Below are 19,246 nucleotides of genomic sequence, written 5' to 3'. Positions count from 1 at the left end.
TGCATCTCCGACGCCCACTTACGTAGTCACGCCATGATTTCGCCAGCATGCCAATCAACGAAGGTATTGAAGCAATTTTTGAAGTGGCCGATCCCTCGATCAACGCACCGTCGCCCGCTCACTCACCACCTTGGGCGTCAGGAAGATCAGCAATTCGGTCTTCGACGTGGTGCGGGACTTGTTCTTGAACAAATATCCTAGCCCGGGAATATCGCCCAGCAAGGGCACCTTGGACTCTTGCTCGCCCTCGTCCTGGGTAAAGATACCGCCGATCACCACCGTGCCGCCGTTCTCGACCAGGACCTGGGTCTTCACATGCTTGTTATTGATCGCATAGCCCTGGGGGGTCAGCGTGCCGCGGCTGTCCTTGTTGACATCCACATCCAGGATCACGCTGCCTTCGGGGGTGATTTGCGGTGTCACTTCCAACTTCAGAACCGCTTTCTTGAACTGGATGGAGGTGGCGCCGCTTGAGGTCGCCACCTGGTAGGGCAGCTCTTCACCCTGCTCGATCAAGGCCTTGACCTGGTCGGCCGTGATGACACGTGGGCTGGACACGATCTTGCCCTTGCCGTCGGCCTCCAAAGCAGAAATTTCCAGGTTCAAGAAGCGGTTGGCGGTCGCGCTGAACAGGGACAGGGCGAAGGTGGCGGCACTGGCAGTGGCACCGAAGCTGTCCGAGGTGACATTGGCCGGCAGGTTGACGAACTGGGTGTTGGCGTAATCGGTTGCGACACCTTGGTTGGTTTGGGAGCCAACGCCTTTGTAATTGCCGCCTACGGTCACGTAATTGGAGCCGCCGACGTTGTAACCAGGAATGCCGCCTTGCTGGGCGCGCAGATCACTGGCCCCCAGCTTGACGCCCAGGGAGCGGCCAAACTTGTCATCGGCCTCGACAATCCGCGCCTCGATCAAGACCTGGCGCACCGGGATGTCGATCTTGGCGATCATGGCGGTGATTTCTTCCAGCTTGGAAGGAATGTCGGTGACGAAAAGCTGGTTGGTGCGGCTCTCCGAGATCACGCTGCCACGGGGCGACAGGATACGGGCCGTCGCTCCGCTGCTCCCGCCACCACCGCCGCCGGCGTTTTGTCCGGTCAGGCCCTTGGCCACTTCTTCGGCCTTGGTGTAGTTCAGCTGGATGGACTGGGTGCGCACCGGCTCCAGGCTGGAGATCTGCGCCTTGGATTCCAGGTCCAGCTTTTCCTTGCTGGCCAATTCGTCCTTGGGCGCGATCCACAAGACATTGCCGGACTTGCGCAGCCCCAGGCCCTTGGCCTGCATGATGATGTCCAGGGCCTGGTCCCAGGGCACATCTTTCAGGCGCAGGGTGACGTTGCCGGTCACGGTATCGCTGGTCACCACATTGAAGTTGGTGAAGTCGGCGATCACCTGCAGCAAGGCCCGCACTTCGATATTCTGGAAATTCAAGGACAGCTTGTCACCGGCATAACCCGGGCCCGTCGTCAGCTTGTTGGGGTCCACCTTCTGCGGCCGCACCTCCAACACGAACTGGTTGTCGCTCTGGTAAGCACTGTGCTCCCAAGCACCCTTGGGCTCGACCACCATGCGCACCCGATCACCCACCTGGGTGGTGACGATGCTTTGCACCGGGCTGCCAAAATCGCTCACATCCAGGCGGCGACGCAGCGCCTCGGGGGCGTTGGAGCGCAAAAACTCCACCACCAATTTTTGTCCCTGCTGCTGGATGTCCACCCCCACCTGATTGCTGGGCAGATTCACCACCACCCGGCCGGCGCCATCCTGGCCGCGGCGAAAATCGATGTCACGGAGTGCTTGCGACTCGGCATTCAGGCTTTGCGCGAAGTGCAGCGGCTCGTTCGCGCCGGCGGGCGCCGCGGAGCCACTGTCCAGCACCAATAGCAAGGCGCTGTCTTGCAACTCGGCGCGGTAGCTCGAGGCCTGACGCAGATTGAGCACCACGCGCGTCCGCTCACCGGCCTGGGCCACATTGGCCGAGCGCAGATTGCCTTGATTGATCTCCACCAAGGAGCGGCCGATGCCGTTCACCACACCGGGCAGGTCGATGGCGATGCGTGGCGGGGTCTGCACCGTGAAGCCCTTGGGCAACTCGGTCAGGGGTTGTGACAACTCGATGCGCACCACCTCCACGCCGGCCTGTTGCAGGCTGTTGATCGAACGGATGGCGGTCTGCGCCAAGGCCGGTGATGCAGCCATCAGACCCAAGGTTGCGGCCAATGCCAAAGTGCGCCAAAGGCTCATCATCCTCGAAGTCTCCTGATACTTTTTCATCGTCCCTGCTCCTGAAGCTGGAGGGTGCTGCTGCGTTCAACCCATTCGCCTGCCGCGTCCTGAACCACTTCGCGCAGGCTGATATCCGTTTCGCTGATCTTCATGACCCGTCCAAAATTCAAGCCCAGATAGTCGCCGCTCTTGACTTGGTAGAGCAGATTGTCGACGCGCAACAAGGCATAGCGCGTGTTGCTGCGGGTGATGCTGCCCACCATGGACATGCTGTCCAGCGGGAAGGACTCCAGCGGCTCACGCCGCCGGTTCATTTCGGTCGTCAATAGCGAGTTGGGCTGAGAAGCCTCTTGCTTGATGGCCACGCTGAGTTTTTGCGCGCTGAAGGGCTCAACCCCGGCGCTGGCCTCATAGGGTTGAGGAATGAACTTCTTGGGCGGAATCAGCGGCTTGATGGTGGCACGGGCCTCGCGGCGCTGCTGCTCCATCCATTGGGAGAGCTCGTCCATATCGGCCGAACACCCCGACAAAAATAACAGGCTCAGGCAAGCGGCGGCCCAGCGCATCGATTCATGCTTTTGCAGGCTCACGTCTTCGCTCCCGTCTTGCTCTTGGCCGCGGCCTTCTTCTGCTCCATCACCTCATTGGCGTCCAGGTAGCGGTAGGTGCGCGCCGTGGCTTCCATGCTGAGGCCACCGCTGGTCGTCGCGTCCTTGCCCGTGGGCGCCAGCACAACCAGATTGTGCAAGGTCACGATGCGAGAGAGGTTGGAAACATCGGCGGCAAACGCCCCGATATCGTGGTAACGCCCGGAGACCCGCAAGGAAATCGGCTGCTCGGCATAAAAGTCCTTGACCACCACTTGGCCGGGCCGGAACAGCTCAAACTGCAGACCACGGCCCAGGCCCGCCTGGTTGATGTCCGAAAGGAGCGCATCCATTTCGGCCTTGCCGGGCAACTGCTTTTCCAACTGGGTCACATATTCTTCGACCTGACTTTTTTGCTTGCGCAGCTCCGGCAGATTGACGGCCTGGGCCAGCTTGCTGCGGTAATCTTCCTTCAAGGTCGGCTCACGCTCGCGCTCGCCGTCCAGGACGCTCTGCACATCGGCCAGCACCAAAAACCAGCTCATGGCGCATACCGCCACAACGGTCACAAAAAAAGCTGCCAGCTTGGGCAGCAGCGGCCATTGGCCGGGTTCGTTGAAATTGAGGCCACGAAACTGCTCGGCCACGTCCTCAAACGCTGCGTTGAGGTCGAACTTCAGATTGATTGACTTGCTTGCCATGATGCTCTGTGCCAGGCTTAGGATTTCTTGGCCGCAGGCGCACTGGCCGCACCAGAGCTCTCACGCACGGGCTCCTTGATCGACACCCGCATGGAGAAGTCGAACAAGCGCTTTTGATCCCGGTTGCTGGTGCTGAGATTGGCCACCTTGACCTCGACCAACTCCGGTTTATCCAACCACTCTGAATTGCGCGAGATATTGCGCAAAAACTCGGCCACCCGCTCATTGGTCTGGGCAATGCCGTTGATGGTCACCACCTTGTCGGTCTGGCGAATCGCGGTCAGGTAAACACCTTCGGGCGTGTGCTGGGCCAAGGCATTGAGCAATTGCACCGGCGTATTGCGGTCGGTCTGCAAATCTTCCACCGCACGTTGGCGCGAATTCAAGGCGTCGATTTCTGAGCGCAGATTGGCAATGTCCTTGATCTGGTTGTCCAGCCGCTCGATCTCGGTGCTGAGGTATTGATTGCGCCGCTGCTGCTCGGAGCTCAGGTGCTGCAGCAACACATAGATGGCAAACGCCAAGCCCAAGCCGACCAAGGCGGCCAGCCCCAAACCGGCAAAAAATGCCGTCTTGCGCCGCTTACGCTTTTCTTCGCGATAGGGCAGCAGATTGATCAAAATCACTGGAAGAACCTCCGCATCGCCAAGCCGCAGGCCGTCAAATAGGCCGGCGCCTCGCGGCGCAGCTTGGGCTCACGTACAGCCGATCCCAAGGCCATGTTTTCAAAAGGATTCACCACCATGCAGGCAAAGCCGGTCAGCTCGGTGACCCGCTCCTTCAGCCCTGCCAGGGTGGCGGTGCCACCGGCCAGCATCACGTAATGCACCTTGTGATGGGGTGTGCTGGTGAAAAAATACTGCAGGGCACGGCCAATTTCCTGCGAGAGACTGTCCACAAATGAATGCAGAACCGCGGTTTCAAAATCCTCGGGCAAATCGTTACCGAGTTTCTTCTGCTCGGCTTCTTCAAAAGAAAAACCGTACTGGCGGGAAATCAGCTGAGTCAGCTGCGAACCACCAAAGGCCTGGTCCCGGTCGTACAGCATTTCGTCATCGCGCAGCACCTTGAGGCTGGTGGTGTCCGCACCAATTTCAAACAAGGCCACCAAGGCGTCTTTGCCGGCGCCGGGCAGGCTGGCGATCAAGCGACCCATGGCCATGCGCGAAGCATGGGACTCGATGTCCAGGATCACCGGCCGCAAGCCGGCCGCCTCAGCCAAGCCCTGGCGATCCTGCACCCGGTCCTTGCGGGAGGCAGCGATCAGTACCTCCACATCCCCCACCGAGGTGGGGCTGGGGCCGATGACGCAGAAATCCAGGCTGACTTCGTCCAAAGAGAAGGGAATGTATTGATTCGCCTCCGCTTCCACCTGAATTTCCAACTCTTCGTCACGCAAGCCGGCGGGCAGCATGATTTTCTTGGTGATGACGGCCGATTGCGGCATGGCCAAAACGGCATCACGCGTTTTGCAACCGCTACGGGCCACGACGCGACGCACGGCATCGGCCACCTCGTCGAATTTCTCGATCTGGCCGTCGGCAATCCAGCCTTTTTCAAATGACTCGGAAGCGAAGCGCTCCAACACCATTTCGCCATTGGCCGCCTGACTCAATTCCACCAACTTGACGCTGCTTGAACTGATATCCAAGCCAATCATCGGCGGATGCTTTCGCCCCAACAGTACGTCAAGTATTCCCACGCCCTGAATCCCCCAACGTTTTTTGGCTCGGACTATTAATAAGTTACTTGAATGCTAGCAGCAAAGTCCTTGATCCCCCAAGGAAGCGGGACGTGGGCAGCCAACACCACGTTGCGAAACATACACGACATGCAACAACTTGAAACTTTGAAATACACGGGGAAAGCCCCCCCGTTCGGCGCAGACCGCCCGTGCCAACTGCAAACGCAGCATTCTCGCCTCTCAACAGGGGCCTGCGCATTCGGACGCATGTGAGGGAGACTAGGGTTTTCAGGGCTTTCCTATAATGCCCAGACTCATTCGGAGGCCCATGAGCGACAACCAGAAGAAATCCCCTCAGCATTCAAATGCCGAGCCCCGCCCTGCCCCTCATCGCAGCGCCTCAACACTGCTGGGACGCACGCTTTTGTGGCTGATCGGCCTGGTTCTGGCTGGCATCTTCAGCATTGCCCTGCTGCTGGCCCTGGCCTTTGCCATGGCCTACCCCAATTTGCCAGACATCAGCGGCCTGACGGACTACCGGCCCAAGCTGCCCATGCGCATCCTGTCGGCCGACGGCCAGTTGCTGGGCGAGTTCGGCGAAGAACGCCGCAACTACCTGTCGATCAAGGAAATTCCGGCGGTGATGCAAAACGCCGTGCTGGCAATCGAAGACGCGCGCTTCTACCAACACGGCGGCGTGGACTACCTGGGCATCGTGCGCGCCGCCATGGCCAATGTGGGCGAAACCCGCAGCCAGGGCGCCTCCACCATCACCATGCAGGTGGCGCGCAACTTCTATCTGTCGACCGAGAAGACCTTCACCCGCAAGATTTACGAGATCTTGCTGGCGCTCAAGATCGAGAACGCGCTGAGCAAGGAAAAGATCCTCGAGATCTATATGAACCAGATCTTTCTGGGTCACCGCGCCTACGGCTTTGCGGCGGCCAGCGAGGTCTATTTCGGCAAACCCCTGAAAGACATCAGCGTGGCCGAAGCCGCCATGCTGGCGGGCCTGCCCAAAGCCCCGTCCGCCTACAACCCGATCAACAACCCGCGTCGGGCCAATATCCGCCAGCAATACATCATCGAGCGCATGCTGGAAAACGGCTTCATCACCGCCGAGCAACGCGACGCCGCCAAGGCCGAGACCCTGCGCTACCGCAAGGTGAATGAATCGATGCCACACGCCGAGTTTGTGGCCGAGGCCGCACGTCAGCTGATCTTCAGCCAGTACGGCGAGGACGCCTACACCCGTGGCCTGAACGTCTACCTGACCCTGCGCGCCGACGAGCAGAACGCCGCCTATCGCGCCCTGCGCCGCGGCATCATGGACTACGAGCGTCGCCAGATCTACCGCGGCCCCGAGGCCTACGCCGACCTGCCGGCCGACCCCAAGGAGCTGGACAGCCGCATCGCCGAAGCCCTGGCCGAGCACCCCGCCAACGACGAGTTACTGGCCGCAGTGGTGCTGGATGCCGAACCCAAAAAGGTGCAGGCCGCCCTGCAAAGCGGTGAGCTGATCAACATCACCGGCGAGGGCCTCAAGCCGGCCACCTCAGGCCTGGCCGACAAGGGCAATCCCAAAACCCGGATTCGCCGCGGCGCCATCATCCGCGTCGTCAAGGTAGCCCGGGCCGGCAAGGAGGAATGGACCATCACCCAACTGCCCGAGGTGGAAGGCGCTTTTGTATCGCTGGACCCTCGCAACGGCAGCGTGCGCGCCCTGGTGGGGGGCTTTGACTACGCCAAGAACAAGTTCAACCACGTCACCCAGGCCTGGCGCCAGCCGGGCTCCAGCTTCAAGCCCTTCATCTACTCGGCCGCCCTGGAAAAAGGCTTCACCCCCAGCACCATCGTCAACGACGGCCCGCTGTTCTTCGACGCCAGCAGCACCGGCAGCCAACCCTGGGAGCCCAAAAACTACGACGGCAAGTTCGAGGGGCCCATGCCGCTGCGCAAGGCCTTGGCCAAGTCCAAGAATATGGTCTCCATCCGGGTCTTGAACTCGATCGGTGCGCCCTACGCCCAGCAATGGCTGACCCGCTTCGGCTTTGAAGCCGAGAAGCACCCCGCCTATCTGACCATGGCCCTGGGCGCCGGTTCCGTCACCCCCATGCAGATGGCCCAGGGCTTTGCGGTGTTTGCCAATGGCGGCTACCGGGTGGCACCCCAGCTGATTGCCCGCCTGACGGACAATAACGGCCGACTGCTGTACGAAGCCCCGCAGACACCGCTGGGCGAAGACAGCCGGGTGATCGAGGCCCGCAACGCCTTCCTGATGAGCAGCCTGTTGCAGGAGGTGACCCGCAGCGGCACGGCGGCCAAGGCCCAGGCTCAGCTGAAACGGCCCGATATCTACGGCAAGACCGGCACCACCAACGACTCCATGGATGCCTGGTTCGCTGGTTACCAACAGGAGCTGGTGGCCGTCGTCTGGATCGGCTATGACCAGCCCAAGAAGCTGGGGGACAGGGAAACCGGCGGCGGCCTCTCCCTGCCGGTCTGGATCGAATACATGAACTTTGCCCTGCGCGGCAAGCCGGTGGCCGAGCCCAGCGTGCCCGAGGGCGTGGTCAATCTGAACGGCGAGTGGTATTACGAGGAATACACCGGCAACTCCGGCGTGCAGGCCCTGAGCAATGACGAGGCCAAGATGCCGGCCGCCGGTACCGCGGAAGAGAAGAAAAGCATCCTCGACCTCTTCAAGCGCTGAGCCGGATGCGCTGCCAAGGTGGGCGGCCTGCCGCCCACTCTCAAGGCTCGGCGCGCATCAGGCCGCCGCGAAATCCAGGGCCTTGCCCGCCTGCGCCGAGGCCAGCTGGGACAGGTGGGCGTGGAACTCGCTGCCGTCGCGGGTATCCAACCACTGGCCGGCGACAAAGCGGTAGTGGTAGCCACCGGCCTTGGCCGCCAGCCACAGCTCTTGCAATGGGGCCTGGGTGTTGATGATGATTTTGCTGCGGTCGGGAAAGCTCAACTCCAGCAAGCCACCGGAGCGATGGGTGTCGATATCGATCCAGTCGCTGTCCAGCCATTGATCCACCAGGGACTCGATACCGTCCAGCACCGCACGGGTACGGGCCTGGTATTCCGCGTCGCTGAGTACGGTGGCGGCGGGTGTGATGGGAGCGGCTGCTGACATGGGGGCTAAACTTCCGGCAATGAACGACAAGAAAATCTCAGCCCACAGTGTAGGCCTCGGCAGCGATCCCTCGTACCAGCCAGGGTCAATCACCGGCCGACCGGCCGGCCGGGCCGCCTTGCTGGCCTTTGCTGCGGCCGTCTTGCTGACCGGCATCGCGGCCTGCGGGCAAAAAGGGCCGCTGAACCTGCCCGCCACGGCCACCAAACCCAGCCAAGCCCCGGCCCCGGCGGCCAGTGCCGTCAAGCCAGGCTGATCAGCTCAGGCGTCCAGCCGCCCCTCTTGCACCGCATGGCAAGCCACCTGGATGCCGGCCAGATCCAGCATGGCCGGGCGCTCGCGTTGGCAGCGTTCATTGGCATGAGGGCAGCGCGGGTGAAAGCTGCAACCGCTGGGCGGATTGAGCGGATTGGGCACCTCGCCCTGTACCGGCGTACGGGCGCGCCCCGTCATATGGATGTCGGGGATCGCATCCAGCAGCATGCGGGTGTAAGGATGGCGCGGGCGAGCGAACAGTTCGGCCTTGTCGGCCACCTCGACCAGGCGGCCCAGATACATCACCCCCACCCGGTCCGCCACATGACGCACGACCGCCAGGTTGTGCGAGATGAAGAGATAGCTCAGCTGCCGCTGGCGTTGCAGGTCTTTCATGATGTTCAAGACCTGGGCCTGCACGGAAACGTCCAGGGCCGAGGTCGGCTCATCACAGACCAGAAACTCGGGCTGGGTGGCCAGGGCCCGCGCGATGGAGATGCGCTGGCGTTGGCCGCCGGAGAACTGGTGGGGGAACTTCTCCCGATCCACCGCCGCCAAACCCACCGACTGCAATAGCTCGGCCACCCTGGCGCGCTGCTCGTCTTGATTGGCGATCAGGCCATGCTCGCGCAAGGGCTCGGCAATGATGTCCTGCACCCGCCAGCGCGGGTTCAGCGAGGCATAAGGGTCCTGAAAAATCATCTGCATGCGACGGCGCAGGGCCAGCGCCGCGGGCGAGGCCAAGGTCCGGGCCATGTCCACGCCATCGAAGCTCACCGTGCCCCGTGTGGGCGGATACAGCCCCACCAGCAGGCGCGCCACCGTGCTCTTGCCGCAGCCGGACTCGCCCACCAGGGCCAGGGTCTTGCCACGCTCGATGCTGAAGCTCACGCCGTCCACCGCATGGACGAACTGGCGCGGCTTGCGCTCCACCACCCGGTTCAGCCAGGGCGCAGAAACATCAAAAACCTTGGCCAGATCCCGCACCTCGACCAAGGCCTTGGGCGCAGCAGCCTCGGCCGCCGTGTCTGGCCGGCTGTCGATATGGGCCCTCATACCGCCACCTCCGCTGAGGCACCGGGCGCCGGGGCTAACCAGCAAGCCGCACGGGTCTGACCCCTGGTCTGCAAGTCCGGCCGCTCGCGGCGGCAGCGCTCCAACACCTGAGGGCAACGCGGGTTGTAAGCGCAGCCCTGAGGGATGGCATTCAGGCGCGGCATGGCGCCGTCGATCTGCAGCAGGCGCTCCCTGTCCTCGTCCATCGCGGGGATCGAACCCATCAGGCCCGCCGTGTAGGGATGAGCGGGCTGGTGAATGACCTGATGCACCGGCCCGATCTCGGCGACCCGGCCGGCGTAGAGCACGGCCACCCGGTCGCAGGTCTCGGCGATCACGCCCATATCGTGGGTCACCAGCATCACCGCCGCTCCCTGCTCCTTGCACACCCGTTTGAGCAGGGAAATGATTTGCGCCTGAATGGACACATCCAGGGCCGTGGTCGGCTCATCCGCCACGATCAGCTTGGGAGCGGCCGCCAGGGCCAGGGCGATCACCACCCGCTGCCGCATGCCGCCGGAGAACTGGTGCGGGTACTGATCGATGCGCGCTTCGGGTGCAGGAATGCCGGTCTGCGCCAGCAGCTCGATCGCGCGTGCACGCGCCTGGGACTGGCTCAGCTCCAGGTGGGTTGTGATGGTCTCGATGAGTTGCTGGCCCACGGTGTAGAGCGGGTTCAGCGAGGTCAGCGGGTCCTGAAAGATCGCGCCGATCTGGCGGCCGCGAATCTTGCGCATGGCCTCGTAAGGCAAATGATCGATGCGCCGGCCTTCCAGCAAGATCTCGCCCGAGGCGATGCGGCCCGGCGGATCCAGCAGGCCGATGATGGCCGCACCGGTCAGCGATTTGCCGGCGCCGGACTCACCCACCACGCCGAGGATCTCGCCGGGCGCGATCTCGAAACTGATGTCGTCCAGGGCCAGCAAGGTGCCGCGCCGGGTCGGGAACTCGACCCGCAGATGGCGGACTTCAAGAAGAGGGGCTGTGGTCATGGTCAGCTCAAGGAATCAGTCAGCGCAGGCGCGGGTTGAGCGCATCGCGCAACCAATCACCCAGCAGGTTGACGCTCAGCGCGATCAGCACCAGCATGGCGCCGGGCCAGATGGTGATCCACCACTCGCCGGAGAACAAAAAGTCATTGCCCACCCGGATCAAGGTGCCCAGCGAGGGGCTGGTGGGCGGCACGCCCACGCCCAGAAATGACAAGGTGGCCTCGGTGATGATGGCCGAGGCCACCTGGATGGTGGCCAGCACCATCACCGGGCCCAGCACATTGGGCAGTACATGGCGGCGCATGATGCGGGCCGAACTCACGCCGATGACACGGGCCGCCTGCACATACTCCTTATTGCGCTCCACCAGGGTCGAGCCGCGCACCGTGCGCGCGTACTGCACCCAGCCGGTCAGGGAGATAGCCAGAATCAGCACCAGAAAAGCCAGTGCATCGTGGGCGTTAGGGAACAGCGCCCGCCCCACACCGTCGATCAGCAAGGCCACGAGGATGGAGGGGAAGGACAGCATCACATCGCAGATGCGCATGATGAAGGCGTCCACCTTGCCACCCACGAAACCGGCCAGCAGGCCCAAGCCAACGCCTATCACCATGGACAGCAAGACCGAAGCCAGGCCCACAAACAGGGAGATGCGCGCGCCATACATCAGGGCAGAAAGCAGGTCGCGGCCTTGGTCGTCGGTGCCCAGCAAATACTTGCTGCTGCCACCTTCCATCCAGGCGGGTGGCAGGCGCGAGTCCATCAACTCCAGCGAGGCCAGGTCAAAAGGGTTGTGCGGTGCGACGAACTCGGCGAACAGAGCGCAGAACACGCAGACCAGGGCGACCACGGCCGCGCCCATGGCCACCGGCGAAGACTTGAAGGAATACCAGACATCACCGTCAAGAAAGCGGCGCAGCGCGCCGGCCGGAGCCGCCGAAGCGGGAACAAGAGGGGGTGTGGAACTCATGGGTAACAGAATCTCCGCAGCATCAGGACCTTAGGCGAATGGCCTGGGGTGGCGCTCAATGCGCCTTGCCCTCGACACGCAAGCGCGGGTCCACCGCGAAATAAAGCAGGTCCACCAATAGATTGATGCTGACGAAGATGAAGGAAATCAGGCATAGATAGGCCGCCATCACCGGAATGTCCGCGAACTGCACGGCCTGGATGAAGAGCAGGCCCATGCCCGGCCACTGGAATACGGTCTCGGTGATGATGGCGAAAGCGATCAAGGAGCCCAGTTGCAAACCGGTGATGGTGATCACCGGCACCAAGGTGTTCTTCAATGCATGGCCAAAGTAGACCGCCTGATTGCTGAGGCCGCGGGCGCGGGCGAACTTGATGTAGTCGGTGCGCAAAACCTCCAACATCTCCGCACGCACCAGGCGCATGATCAAGGTCAGCTGGAACACCGACAAGGTGATGGCGGGCAAAAGCAGATGCCGCAGGCCATCGGCGCTGAGCAAGCCGGTCGTCCAGTTGCCGAAGGCCAGCACATCGCCCCGGCCAAAACTGGGCAGCCATTTCAGCCATACCGAGAAGACCAGGATCAGCAGGATGCCGATCAGAAAGGTCGGTAGGGAAACACCCAGCAAAGACAGCATCATCAGCAGCTGCGAGCTGGCCTTGCCACGCCGCAAGGCCGCGAACACACCGAGGGGAATGCCCAGGCCCAGCGCGATCAAGCCCGCCATCATGGACAGCTCCAGGGTGGCAGGAAAGCGCTCCACGATCAAGCTGGACACCTTGCGCCCCTGGCGCAGGCTGAGGCCGAACTCGCCCTGCAACGCATTGCCGACAAAGCGCGCAAACTGCACAGGAAAGGGAGCATCCAGCCCGAGATCACGGCGCAAGGCTTCACGCTGCTCCTGCGTTGCATCTTGTCCGAGCAGATTGGTCACTGGATCGCCCACATACTGGAACAGCATGAAGGCGATAAAGGCCACCGTGAGCATCACGATGACGGCTTGAGCCAGGCGGCGAAGGACGAAAACTAGCATGTGTACTGGCAAGCAGCCGAGGCGGCAGATGAGGATCCCGAAAACTGCCCAGCGGGCGAGCCGCCATGATGACCAAGTCCCCCGCGAGGGACAAAGGGGTAAGCCCTAGCCAGGGCACCCGCGCGTGCGCGTCACATCTTCAAGCTACCTGGCAAGACCTGACCCTGCGCATCCAGCAGCAGGATATCGCCATAGCAAGCGTCCGAACGGCTACGGGTATTGTCGCCATCGGTCATCAAAGCCATGCTGATCACAGGACCCGGCGTCTCACCAAAGGCGCGCGTGAAGTCCGCAAGCAAATCGCGTTTGAAGCTGGCCCAACCCTGATGTGCCGGGTCACGCGGCCCGGAGCCCAGCACGATCTTGCGAATGCGATCGCTGCGCGTGCTGGTCACCAGAGTATCGACCGGCGCGTTGGCGTCCCAGACATACATCAGCAAGGCATAGGGTGGCGATTCGCCGGTCAGCGTACGCACCAAATCGAACTGCAGGCGATTGCGCATGGAAAGCTTGCTGGCATCGCCGTCAAAGCCAATCAGCAAGCGCGCCGGCGCGTCGTCGGTGTCCGCCTCCACCACGCTGGCCGCCTTGGAAAACGCGCCTATCCACCAATCAAATTGAAGGCTGGCGACCTGCTCGGCCGGCAGATTCATGCCGCGCCGCCAAAGGCTGGCCGACTCATTCGCCTGGGCCAGCACGCAGGCCCGGCCGGCGCGCTGCTGCACTTCGTAGCGGGTGGACTGCTTGCCAGGCAGCTCCCGCACAGACCAATCCGCCAGGACGGCCGCAGCAGGGGGCCCGCCTTTCTGAGCACAAGCCAGCAGCAAAAAAGAGGCCGCAAGAGCAAGCAGGGTCTGCCGACCCATCAATTTCCGCGCCACAGCATCACCTTCTCCCAGATCAAAAACAAAAAGGGCCGACAAGCGGCCCTTCGTGACTTTAGCAAACAGCGGCCCGACCGTTCAAACGGCCCGGCCATTGGTATCAGAAGCGGTGACGAATACCCACGGTTGCGCCATAGCGGTGCTCGGCACCGTTGGCGAACTTCACATAGCCATCGGAGAACTTGGTGTAGTCGAACTCGGCGTAGGCATCGGTGCGCTTGGAGAAAGCGTAGTCGGCCACAGCGGCAAAATAGTCGCCATTGCTCTTGTTCGGACCCGAGACATAGTGGGTCTGGCTGGCGCGCCAGTAATGCGTACCCAGATTGATCTGCGGTGTCAGCTGATAAGTCAGACCGACGGCGAACATATCGCGAGTATCCACATCATTGGCCGAAGCATTCAGCACGCCCGAACCAACCAGGCCCGCCGTGTAGGCGCCCGCCAAAACGGTACCCTTGTCAAACTTGTTCTGTGCCCAGGACGCGTTCACATACCAGGGGCCGCTGGTCCAGGCCGCACCCACCGTCGCGCCCTTGACCTTCAGGCTAGCGAGATCTGTCACTTCCAGATAGGCGCCGCCCACCGAGAATTCACCGGCCTGATAACGCAACAAGCCGCCCATGGACTTGTTATTGGAATTGCCTTCCCCGGCGCTCACCTGCACCGAGCCACGGAAGCCATTGGCTTCAAACAGGTACTTGACCATATTGTCCTGGCGAGCACCCATGGACAGGCCGATTTCCGGCTTGTACGCCTCGATATAAGGCGAGTACTTGAAGGAAGCGTAGGTCGAGGTGTAGATATCGAACAAGACGTTGTACTGGCGACCCACCGTGATGCGGCCGAAATCGCTGGACTGCAGGCCGACCCAGGACTGACGCCAGAAATCCGCGGCGGCAACGGTGCCGGTATCCGAATTCAAACGGTGCTCCAGATTCGCAATGGCCTTCAAACCGCCGCCCATATCTTCGGTGATGTTGAAGCCCAGACGGCTTTGCGACATGCCGCCCGGCACCACCTGCCACAAAGCACCCGTACCGGGTGCGGTGCCAGAGTTGCTGATGTAACGCACGCCGGCATCGACAATGCCATACATGGTCACGCTGGACTGAGCCCAAGCACCCGAGGTGCTCGCAGCCAGAAGGCTCAAGATCAGGGCGGTCTTTTTCATATCGATGTCTCCTGTTTGAAATAGGTGCAGCTGAGCCATTCTGTAGTAAGTGCATGGACAGCGGGGCAAGCCGTTGTGCCAGTCCAACAAGAGCTAACCCTGTCTCCCCGGGGACTCGTTGCATTCAACAAACAAAAAAAGCCGCCCGAAGGCGGCTTTTGGAGACATCAAGCAAGCGCTTGAAGGCTCGATCAGAAGTTGTGGCGCACGCCCAGGTCGAAACCGCCAACACGGCCGTCGCCTGCAGGAGCAACAGCAGGAACATTACCGTTCAGGTTGAAGGTTGCCTTCTCGCCGTTGTCGATCAGGGACACGGTGGTGTACAGAGCGGTACGCTTGGACAGGTTGTAGACGTAACCTGCGGCGAATTGGCTAGCCTTGTACTTGGTCGAAGCCACGGTGCTCTTGTCAGCAGCGTCGCTGTACGAGGCCCACACCGAACCCGAACCCAGAGGAGCGGTCACAGCGGCGGTCCAGACTTCTTGCTTCAGAGCACCGAATTCGGTCGTCGTGTAGATCAGCGAAGGCTTGGCGACGCCGAAGTCATACGAAGCACCCAGGGTCAGCAGCTTGTACTTGGTGTCCACGCCGGACTCCATATAAGCAGCGCTGACGTTGATGGCGTTAGCCTTGTAGCCCACGCGGCCGCTGTAGGACTTGCCGAAGGTGGAGCCTTCGCCAGCAGCAACGTCAACCGAACCGTAGAAACCACCCAGGTTTGCGGGCAGCACATAGGTCACTTGGTTGTCATAACGGCCCAGGCCAGCCTTGGTGCCCAGGTCGCTGTACAGGTTTTCAACGCTGCCCAGACCGGTGGCGGTGACGGGGTCGAAGTCTTCGTAAGCCAGCTTGGTCGAGTTCTTGAAGCGGCCCAGGCGCACTTCACCGAAATCACCCCAGACGCTGATGGTCGAACGGCGGGCCCAGAAGGCGCTGTCGGTCGTGCCGGCGTCGGCGTTGATGCGGCTTTCCAGCCAGAAGCCAGCCTTCAGGCCGCCACCCAGGTCTTCAACACCACGCACGCCCAGGCGGCTGGTGGCGTTGCCACCGGAAGCCAGGCTGTACACGTCTTGACCATTGGCCTTGGTGTAACGAGCTGCGACGTCAACCACGCCGAACAGAGTCACCGACGATTGAGCGGCGGCGACGCCAGCGAACGAGCCGAGAACGGCCAATGCAACGATAGATTTCTTCATTAGAAACTCCTAAGTATTCAACGAGGTCCCGATCTGCAAGGCTCTGCGAAAGCCCACCGGACCAACCCCCTCAGTGGAAGTTGCCGTATTTCACCAGACGAATGCATCGATTCCGCCGCTTGACACTGTAAATATAGGGTTTACGTTGTGATGGAACAACGGACACGCTTTATCACAAATACGTCATGTTGCTAATAGGACTTTCCATTTCCATCCCCGTGAATTAGCGCTCCCCCGTAAACTTCCACCCAACCTTGCTTCCTGTCCGAGCCCATGCCCCCTCGCCAAGCCTTGAGCGGCCTCGATCGCGTACTTTCCAGCCTTGATCATGGATTGCGGACTCTTTTTGGCCGCCCCAGCGCAGGCCGGGCCTCACCGGCAAACCAGCAGACCAAGCCCGATGCACCAGCCCTGAGCCCGCAAGATGCCCAGCTCTCCTCGGCCTTGATGCGGGTCAACCACGTTGGCGAGATCTGCGCGCAGGCGCTCTACCAATCGCAAAGCCTGGTATGCCGCGATCCCAAGCTGCGCCGCCACTTCGAACAAGCGGCTCGGGACGAGCTAGACCATCTGGCCTGGACGCAGCAACGCCTGGATGATCTGGGCGGTCGCCGCAGCTATCTGACGCCCTTGTGGTATGGCGGCGCCTTCGGCATCGGCTGCCTGGCGGGTCTGGCCGGCGACCGCATCAGCCTTGGCTTTGTGGTGGAAACCGAAAGACAGGTCGAGCAACACCTTGCCAGTCATATGGAGCGGCTGCCGGCCGAGGATCACGCCTCCCGCGCGGTGGTGGCTCAGATGAAGGAGGAGGAAGCCCGCCACGCGGATGAGGCATTGGCCGCGGGCGCCCAACTGCTGCCGGCGCCCATCAAGTCGGCCATGCGTTTGAGCGCCAAGGTCATGACGCGCACGGCACACTACATCTAATTAGTTAGATCCTGCCAAGGCCGTGCAATCACCCCTCCACCAGCTCTACCGAGGTGGTGATGGCCGCAGTCTTGCCCAGCATGATGCTAGCCGAGCAGTATTTTTCATGGGACAAGGCCACCGCCCGCTCCACCACGTCCTGCTTGAGGCCTCGACCCGTCACAACAAAATGCATATGGATGGCGGTGAACACCTTGGGCTCGGTCTCGGCCCGCTCGGCGCGCAGCTTGACTTGGCAGCCGCGCACATCGTGGCGACCCCGCTTCAGAATCAGCACCACATCGTAGGCGGTGCAGCCACCGGTGCCGGCCAAGACGGTTTCCATGGGCCGCGGCGCCAGATTGTGGCCACCGCCTTCGGGCGCGCCGTCCATCGCGAGCAGATGGCCGCTGCCGGTCTGGGCCGAAAAAGCCATGCCATCCGTGCCCATCCAATTGATTGTGCATTCCATAAAACCCTCCGATTGATCACGGCAACAGGCTCAGTTCTAGACTGAAGACCCGACAAATTTCACGCAAAAATATTGCAGCGCAGCATAGCTTGCAGCTAAAATTCTATCCAAGCGATCGAACTCCCCGCGCTTTCCTCGAGTCTTTGCGCAAGACTTTGAAACTTTGAAAGGCGCTCGGCTTTCGTTTCGCACCGTTTGTCTCCTCCACCGCCTCCATGGTGGATTCAGCCCGGACTTGCAAAAGTTCGGGCTTTTTTTCGTCCCAAAACAGCCCACAAAGCCTTGCAAGCAAGCGCCGGCAAGCCCTTGGGCACCCTGACTTATCATGCTGCACTGCAATAGATTGCAATGGAGACTTCATGGCAGCCACGGCCCGCGCACGCAAAACGACGACGAAGATCAAAAGTACAGCCTCGGCTCAGCCCAGCCTGATTCCCAGCGGCGACAGTTATCTGCAACGAATTCTGAACGCCCGCGTCTACGAAATCGCCCGCGAGACCTCGCTGACACCGGCCAAAAACCTGGGCAAGCGCCTGGGCAACAAGATTTTCCTGAAGCGCGAGGACGAGCAAGCCGTGTTCAGCTTCAAGCTGCGCGGTGCCTACAACAAGATGGCCCACCTCAGCGCCGAGCAACTCGGCAAAGGCGTCATCTGCGCCTCGGCCGGCAACCATGCGCAAGGCGTGGCCCTTTCGGCCAAGAAGCTGTCTTGCCGCGCCGTCATCGTGATGCCGGTCACCACACCCAAGGTCAAGATCGACGCCGTCCAAGCCCTGGGCGGCGAGGTCGTCTTGTTCGGCGACAGCTATACCGATGCCTACGGCCATGCCCTGGAGCTGGAACAAGCCCAGGGCCTGAGCTTTGTCCACCCTTTTGACGACCCCGACGTCATCGCCGGCCAAGGCACCATCGCCATGGAATTGCTGCGCCAGCACCCCGGCCCCATCGACGCCATCTTCGTGGCCATCGGTGGCGGCGGCTTGATCTCAGGCGTCGCCGCCTACATCAAGGCCGTGCGGCCCGAGATCAAAATCATCGGCGTGCAGACCAAGGACTCCGACGCCATGTTGCGCTCGGTGCGCGCCGGCAAGCGGGTGCAACTGGCCGATGTGGGCCTGTTTTCCGACGGCACCGCGGTCAAGCTGGTGGGCGAAGAAACCTTCCGCGTCACCCGCGCCCTGGTGGACGACTTCGTGCGGGTCGATACCGACGCCGTTTGCGCCGCCATCAAGGACGTGTTCGAGGACACCCGCAGCATCCTGGAGCCGGCCGGCGCCCTGGGCGTGGCGGCCATCAAGCAATACGTGGCCGAACAGGGCTGCAAGGGCAAGACCTTTGTCGCCATCACCTGCGGAGCCAATATGAACTTCGACCGCCTGCGCTTTGTGGCCGAGCGGGCCGAGGTCGGTGAACATCGCGAGGCCTTGTTCGCCGTCACCATCCCCGAGCAGCAGGGCAGCTTCAAGCGCCTGTGCGAGCTGCTGGGCCCACGCAGCGTGACCGAGTTCAACTACCGCATCTCGGATGCCGCCCAGGCCCATGTCTTCGTCGGCATCGCCACGCAAAAGCGCGAGGAGTCGCAAAAACTTCTCAAGACCTTCAGCAAGGCCGGCTTCGCCAGCACCGACCTGACCGATAACGAGTTAGCCAAGCAGCATGTGCGCCATATGGTGGGCGGCCGCAGCGAGCTGGCGCAGAACGAGCGTCTCTACCGCTTCATCTTCCCCGAGCGGCCGGGCGCCCTGATGCGCTTCCTCTCCAGCATGCGGCCGGAGTGGAATATCAGCCTCTTCCACTACCGCAACCAGGGCGCGGACTACGGTCGAATCCTGGTGGGCCTGCAAGTTCCCAAGAGCGACAATGCGGCACTGAAGAGCTTTCTGGCCTCGCTCAACTATCCTTACGAGGACGAGACGAACAACCCGGTCTACCAGTTCTTCCTGCGCTGAGACGACGTTCCAAGCCCCGCAA

Annotated in this window: 18 protein-coding genes; 4 read left to right on the top strand and 14 right to left on the bottom strand. The window is 61.8% G+C overall.

The window, feature by feature from the left end:
- Positions 1-99: 99 nt before the first annotated feature.
- Genes pilQ through HNP55_RS16415 form a run of 5 tightly spaced genes read right to left on the bottom strand, consistent with a single transcriptional unit; the run spans position 100 to position 5,174 of the window.
- A complete protein-coding gene (gene pilQ / locus HNP55_RS16435) occupies positions 100-2,244 on the bottom strand; it encodes a type IV pilus secretin PilQ (RefSeq protein ID WP_184301898.1) in 2,145 nt (714 codons plus the stop codon).
- Between the two features lie 26 nt (positions 2,245-2,270).
- Positions 2,271-2,792 (bottom strand): pilus assembly protein PilP, encoded by a 522-nt coding sequence (locus tag HNP55_RS16430; protein ID WP_184301895.1) that lies wholly within the window; start codon positions 2,790-2,792, stop codon positions 2,271-2,273.
- Positions 2,793-2,812: 20 nt separating this feature from the next.
- Entirely contained in the window at positions 2,813-3,514 is a 702-nt protein-coding gene (locus HNP55_RS16425) for a type 4a pilus biogenesis protein PilO (RefSeq protein ID WP_184301635.1), read from the bottom strand.
- A gap of 17 nt (positions 3,515-3,531) precedes the next feature.
- On the bottom strand, positions 3,532-4,140 hold the full coding sequence (locus tag HNP55_RS16420) for a PilN domain-containing protein (RefSeq protein ID WP_184301632.1): 609 nt from the start codon (positions 4,138-4,140) through the stop codon (positions 3,532-3,534).
- Entirely contained in the window at positions 4,137-5,174 is a 1,038-nt protein-coding gene (locus tag HNP55_RS16415) for a pilus assembly protein PilM (RefSeq protein WP_184301629.1), read from the bottom strand. The genes HNP55_RS16420 and HNP55_RS16415 overlap by 4 nt, the downstream gene beginning before the upstream one ends.
- A 352-nt stretch (positions 5,175-5,526) precedes the next feature.
- On the opposite strand from HNP55_RS16415, the gene HNP55_RS16410 reads away from it, so the two are divergent.
- Positions 5,527-7,911: a penicillin-binding protein 1A gene (locus tag HNP55_RS16410; RefSeq protein ID WP_184301626.1), complete on the top strand. Its 2,385-nt coding sequence runs from the start codon at positions 5,527-5,529 to the stop codon at positions 7,909-7,911.
- A gap of 57 nt (positions 7,912-7,968) precedes the next feature.
- Here the strand turns inward: HNP55_RS16410 and cyaY are convergent, their stop codons facing one another.
- Positions 7,969-8,340 carry an iron donor protein CyaY gene (gene cyaY / locus HNP55_RS16405; RefSeq protein WP_184301624.1) on the bottom strand — a complete coding sequence of 124 codons (372 nt, stop codon included), beginning with the start codon at positions 8,338-8,340 and terminating at the stop codon, positions 7,969-7,971.
- 19 nt (positions 8,341-8,359) lie between these two features.
- On the opposite strand from cyaY, the gene lptM reads away from it, so the two are divergent.
- Positions 8,360-8,596, top strand: coding sequence for an LPS translocon maturation chaperone LptM (lptM, locus tag HNP55_RS16400; RefSeq protein WP_184301621.1), 237 nt, complete (start codon positions 8,360-8,362; stop codon positions 8,594-8,596).
- Positions 8,597-8,601: 5 nt separating this feature from the next.
- On the opposite strand, the gene HNP55_RS16395 is transcribed toward lptM, so the two are convergent.
- The 7 genes from HNP55_RS16395 to HNP55_RS16365 form a co-directional block, all read right to left on the bottom strand.
- Complete coding sequence (locus HNP55_RS16395) at positions 8,602-9,651, bottom strand: ABC transporter ATP-binding protein (protein WP_184301619.1); 1,050 nt, start codon at positions 9,649-9,651, stop codon at positions 8,602-8,604.
- A complete protein-coding gene (locus HNP55_RS16390) occupies positions 9,648-10,643 on the bottom strand; it encodes an ABC transporter ATP-binding protein (RefSeq protein WP_184301616.1) in 996 nt (331 codons plus the stop codon). The genes HNP55_RS16395 and HNP55_RS16390 overlap by 4 nt, the downstream gene beginning before the upstream one ends.
- Positions 10,644-10,662: 19 nt before the next feature.
- Positions 10,663-11,613, bottom strand: a complete 951-nt coding sequence (locus HNP55_RS16385) for an ABC transporter permease (protein WP_184301613.1) — start codon at positions 11,611-11,613, stop codon at positions 10,663-10,665.
- Between the two features lie 55 nt (positions 11,614-11,668).
- Positions 11,669-12,646 (bottom strand): ABC transporter permease, encoded by a 978-nt coding sequence (locus HNP55_RS16380; protein WP_184301611.1) that lies wholly within the window; start codon positions 12,644-12,646, stop codon positions 11,669-11,671.
- Between the two features lie 131 nt (positions 12,647-12,777).
- Positions 12,778-13,410 (bottom strand): DUF3047 domain-containing protein, encoded by a 633-nt coding sequence (locus HNP55_RS16375; RefSeq protein WP_184301608.1) that lies wholly within the window; start codon positions 13,408-13,410, stop codon positions 12,778-12,780.
- Positions 13,411-13,630: 220 nt separating this feature from the next.
- Positions 13,631-14,701, bottom strand: a complete 1,071-nt coding sequence (locus tag HNP55_RS16370) for a porin (protein WP_184301606.1) — start codon at positions 14,699-14,701, stop codon at positions 13,631-13,633.
- A 191-nt stretch (positions 14,702-14,892) separates the two neighbouring features.
- On the bottom strand, positions 14,893-15,897 hold the full coding sequence (locus HNP55_RS16365) for a porin (protein WP_184301603.1): 1,005 nt from the start codon (positions 15,895-15,897) through the stop codon (positions 14,893-14,895).
- A gap of 273 nt (positions 15,898-16,170) precedes the next feature.
- Here HNP55_RS16365 and coq7 point away from each other — a divergent pair, with 273 nt between their 5' ends.
- The gene (gene coq7, locus HNP55_RS16360) at positions 16,171-16,824 is read left to right on the top strand and encodes a 2-polyprenyl-3-methyl-6-methoxy-1,4-benzoquinone monooxygenase (RefSeq protein WP_184301601.1); all 654 of its coding nucleotides are present in this window, start codon (positions 16,171-16,173) and stop codon (positions 16,822-16,824) included.
- Between the two features lie 28 nt (positions 16,825-16,852).
- On the opposite strand, the gene HNP55_RS16355 is transcribed toward coq7, so the two are convergent.
- Positions 16,853-17,275 (bottom strand): OsmC family protein, encoded by a 423-nt coding sequence (locus tag HNP55_RS16355; protein WP_184301598.1) that lies wholly within the window; start codon positions 17,273-17,275, stop codon positions 16,853-16,855.
- Between the two features lie 359 nt (positions 17,276-17,634).
- Here HNP55_RS16355 and ilvA point away from each other — a divergent pair, with 359 nt between their 5' ends.
- Positions 17,635-19,224 (top strand): threonine ammonia-lyase, biosynthetic, encoded by a 1,590-nt coding sequence (gene ilvA / locus HNP55_RS16350; RefSeq protein WP_184301596.1) that lies wholly within the window; start codon positions 17,635-17,637, stop codon positions 19,222-19,224.
- Positions 19,225-19,246 lie beyond the last annotated feature (22 nt).

This window comes from Roseateles oligotrophus (assembly GCF_014204525.1).
Taxonomy (GTDB): domain Bacteria; phylum Pseudomonadota; class Gammaproteobacteria; order Burkholderiales; family Burkholderiaceae_C; genus Paucibacter_A; species Paucibacter_A oligotrophus_A.
The sequence above is the reverse complement of the archived record's forward strand: the minus strand, read 5'-3'. Positions and strand labels throughout refer to the sequence as shown.